At 58.4% G+C, this 4156-nt stretch carries 4 protein-coding genes; all 4 read right to left on the bottom strand.

Annotated elements, in window-relative coordinates; translation table 11 throughout:
* Positions 1–160 precede the first annotated feature (160 nt).
* The 4 genes from J7I44_RS13590 to J7I44_RS13575 all read right to left on the bottom strand — a co-directional run bounded on the left by J7I44_RS13590 (position 161) and on the right by J7I44_RS13575 (position 3975).
* A complete protein-coding gene (locus tag J7I44_RS13590) occupies positions 161–469 on the bottom strand; it encodes a hypothetical protein (protein ID WP_209621868.1) in 309 nt (102 codons plus the stop codon).
* Positions 466–1422, bottom strand: a complete 957-nt coding sequence (locus J7I44_RS13585; protein WP_209621866.1) for an RHS repeat-associated core domain-containing protein — start codon at positions 1420–1422, stop codon at positions 466–468. Before J7I44_RS13585 ends, J7I44_RS13590 begins: the two co-directional genes overlap by 4 nt.
* Before the next feature lie 53 nt (positions 1423–1475).
* Positions 1476–2294: a hypothetical protein gene (locus J7I44_RS13580; RefSeq protein WP_209621864.1), complete on the bottom strand. Its 819-nt coding sequence runs from the start codon at positions 2292–2294 to the stop codon at positions 1476–1478.
* Positions 2295–3006: 712 nt separating this feature from the next.
* Positions 3007–3975: an RHS repeat-associated core domain-containing protein gene (locus J7I44_RS13575; RefSeq protein ID WP_209621863.1), complete on the bottom strand. Its 969-nt coding sequence runs from the start codon at positions 3973–3975 to the stop codon at positions 3007–3009.
* Positions 3976–4156 lie beyond the last annotated feature (181 nt).

Below are 4156 nucleotides of genomic sequence, written 5' to 3'. Positions count from 1 at the left end.
CTCCGCCGCTGTAGACCGTGGACCAGGCACCGCCGTTGACGCTTTCCTGCAAGGTGTAGCTGGAGGCGTGGAAGACCGTGCCCCAGCTCACCATTGGTGCTAGGAGCACGCAGGCTCGGCGATGAGCGCGTCATGGGCGGTCGGACGCGAGTTCCATACCTCAGCTGGCATCGTCTTGGATGTCGACACAACGAATCGAGAACTCATAGTTCGACAGTTCGCCAGCAATATGCCAATACCCATCGGCATGCCTCCCCTCAAGCGATACAAGCTCCACAACCTCGCTTTCAAACACCTTCTCGGCCGCAAGTTCACATCTCGATACACCGTTGAATTGCAGACGAGCACAGCACGGCCTGGAGTCAATCGTCCAAAAAAGAACAAACACCATAGACATTGACTTGCAGTCGTATTCGATAGCAGAAAGCTGCGCGCCCCAGTATCTGTCGAAATCAACTCGGCTTGTCATTCCGCGAACCTCTTAACAACATCCCGTATCAGCCTCAGGGAATCCTTCCCGATTGGAATATGCGTGGCATTCATGTCACTCGAAAGTTTTCCTGCCGCATCCACGCTTCCTTTCCCTTCGACACTAACTCGAAGGTAGTTCGTGCGACCGCCACCTTCTTCCATAACTCGAACGGTCACTTTCCCGTCCGCAAGTTTGAAAATTGTGCCGCTACCATTTCTGGTGGCCTTGCCTGCGACACCGAATTCACGAGCAACTTGGCGTGACATGCGAGCAGCAGGAGCTAACCACTTCGCCGCACCCTCTACGGCCCTTATGCCAGCACCAACCTTGCCGCCTAAACCGAGCGAAGCGACTTCGACTCCAGCCATCACCTTGTCGCCCGTGCTAGCGCCCGCACCTTTGTCATAGACCTGGCTAACACCTTCCGCACCAAAAACAGTCCAGAGCGCCTTCGTAGCAGCCCAGCCTGCGCAACTAACCTCACCACAGCCAATGGCCTGGGAATCAATCATCTTACCCACGCTGTCCCTGCCATCCGGATCGGTGAAGCGATAGGGATTGTTCCTGGCGTATGCGTATCGGTTGAAGTTGGTCATCGGCTTCTCGTAAGCCATAACCGGGTCGACACTCAGGAACCGTCCGACCTCCGGATCGTAATACCGCTGCTGCATGTACACGAGCCCGGTATCCGGATCCTCCACATGCCCCGTATACCCCGGCCCCGCCGCCACCGGGCCCGTCTGCTGCTTGCCGTAGGGCCGATAGTCGTACCGCGCGATGATGTTGCCCTGCGCACCCTCCCGCGCGAGCACCGTGCCCTGCACATCCGTCAGCACGTACGTCGTCGTTTCCGCCGCCGGCGCCTGGTCACTCAAACTTAGGGTCAGCAACACCAGCACGACCGCCGCAACGCGCGCCCACGCCGCGCCTCTCCAACCTGATGCTTTCACAATCGCTCCCTCCCTGGTCCACACCCGGCCCGCGCCACCGCGCCGCGCCCGCCTCATAGCTTCACCGCCGTCACCGGACTGGACCATGCCGAGCAGCCGTTGGCATCGCAGGCGCGCGCCGTGACGCTCTGCCCGGAATGGCTGACCTCGGTGGCCGGGATCGATAACGTCGTAACGTTAAAGGTCTTGACTGCGCCCGTGACCGTATCGGTCGCCCGCACCTCATACCGCGTCGCACCCGTCGCCCCGTTCCAGCTGGCGGTGAGGAACCACGCGTAGGTCGGCTCGGGCGGTGGCGGCATCATGCTCGGCGAGACGTCCGTCGAACCGGCGGGGGCCGCCCTGAGCGAGGGGGCACTGGCGATCGCACTGAACCCGGTACTGACCCACCGCACCTGCGCCGTCACGCCCGTCACGTTGGTGACGATCGCTACCGTGACGGTCACGGTGGCGCTCCACGGGCCATGGCCACCGCTGTTGGAGGCCATGGCCCGATAGCGGTAGCTCGCGACCGCCTTGCCGCTGAACGCCTTCGACGTGCCTCCGCCGCTGTAGACCGTGGACCAGGCACCGCCATTGACGCTTTCCTGCAAGGTGTAGCTGGAGGCCTGGAAGACCGCGCCCCAGCTCACCGTGTAGCTGCCCGTTCCATTGGTGCTGGGGGCACTCAGGCTCGGCGCCGAGCTGGGCGGGTTGTACACATCGCGCTGGACAGCGCTGACCCAGCCGCTGCAGGCGTATGGGTTGCAGGCACGTACGGCATACGAGTGCATGGAAAGCGGCCCGTCGTAGACGCTCTCCACCTCTTTGGACGTACCGGTCGTGTTGGCGTACCCGCCCGTGGACGACGGCGGCGGGATGGCGATTGCCACGGTCGCGGCCGCACCATGGGGCTCGCAGATTGCCGGCTCTGATTCGGCAATCGCAGACGCTTAATTACCACCGCCTCTTAATTTTCCAGACGCTTAATTACCCGCCCCTTTAATTGTCGCGACCGTGCTATAGCAGCCGTAACCGGCTGCATTGCGCCCAGTAAGTGCACCTGAGCCCATTAGCTTGTCATCGCCTTATCGCAGCCCAGCTAATAAATTAACACCAAGCCCCCTTATCAAACGGCATCACGCGCCTTGCGGAATATTGGCACTCTTATTCTTAAGCTTTTATCTGTTGTAAAACTTTCCCAGCAGAAGCTTTCCATCTTCTGAAAACCTATAGGTGATAGGATACATCCTTTTTCGAGCGGCCCCATCTCCGGTGATTATGCTTTTTAGCGGCATAAACGTGACCCACACTTCTCTGTTACGTAATCCAACGAGAGCACTGTATTCCTTCGCCGTCGGCATGTCCCTAGCGTAAAAGGAACTCGCCTCGTAAAGCGCGGAAACTTGGGCCGATGTTAGATCGCAGTCCTTTTCTCTACAGCTTGAAATGTCTTTTGTACGAGCAATCGGAACCACCGCTCCAAATGGAGAGGGCTGGCCGCTTAGGATATTCTGGGCCGGCAAATCAGCCATCACGCAAATCGACACCAGAATCAGGCAGAAATGAGCCACCGTTTTGCGAAGTGTAGCAAAAGTGTAAACATCATCGCTGCGCTTCCGATCCACGACCTTGTGGCGGCATAGATGACTCCTTTCTTTCCTCGTCTTTCTTACGCTGCTCCTCATATATTCTCTCCTGCTCTTCTGCTGAGTTTTGTTTCAAATTTGGCAATCGATAAATCACATTTTTATACCATGCCAAAAACCTCCCTCCAGGTGTGCCAACAAAACCCTGGAATTCTGGCTGGTTACGAGCAAGGCCTTGGTATCGCAAAATATCGTTAGGAGAAAACATGTCGCTATTAAAGTGGTCTCGGCTAGATCTACCTGTTACAACTATGTTCCCATCCGCATCTAAGACAGAGTAATTGCCGCGAGTATGATAGTCACCAACAACGCTGGCGACACCCGGCGGCAACCCCGGCCCGCCTGTTTCCGAGATTTGCATAGGATCTGTGGCAATAAACTGAGAACCGGACAGCACTATCCATCCTTGGTATTCGTGATTTGTTGCTATCGAGGTTTGGTTTATATACGTAAGGGCATCACGGGCAGCCTCTTCTGCTGTACTAAATTTGTCCCCCGGCTTATCGCCAAAGCTATCTACATATCGAGAAGGAGCGCCCCTAGCGTATAGATATCGATTAAAGAAAAAAATTTCACCCGCTAAAACCGGATGGGGATCTATACTGGCAAACGTTCCAATCTCCGGATCGTAATACCGCTGCTGCATGTAAACGAGCCCGGTATCCGGATCCTCCACATGCCCCGTATACCCCGGCCCCGTCGCTACCGGCCCCGCCTGCTGCCTGCCATAGGGCCGATAGTCGTACCGCGCGATGATGTTGCCCTGCGCATCCTCCCGCGCGAGCACCGTGCCCTGCACATCCGTCAGCACGTACGTCGTCGTTTCCGCCGCCGGCGCCGGGCCACCCCAGCACAGGCTCAGCATTGTCAGCACGACCGCCGCAACGCGCGCCCACGCCGCGCCTCTCCAACCTGATGCTTTCACGATCGCTCCCTCCCTGGTCCACACCCGGCCCGCGCCACCGCGCCGCGCCCGCCTCATAGCTTCACCGCCGTCACCGGGCTGGACCACGCCGAGCAGCCGTTGGCATCACAGGCACGTGCCGTGACGCTCTGTCCGGAGTGACTGACCTCGGTGGCCGGGATCGATAGCGTCGTGACGTTGA

The sequence above is a fragment of the Frateuria flava genome, from assembly GCF_017837635.1.
Taxonomy (GTDB): Bacteria; Pseudomonadota; Gammaproteobacteria; order Xanthomonadales; family Rhodanobacteraceae; genus Frateuria_A; species Frateuria_A flava.
The sequence above is the reverse complement of the archived record's forward strand: the minus strand, read 5'-3'. Positions and strand labels throughout refer to the sequence as shown.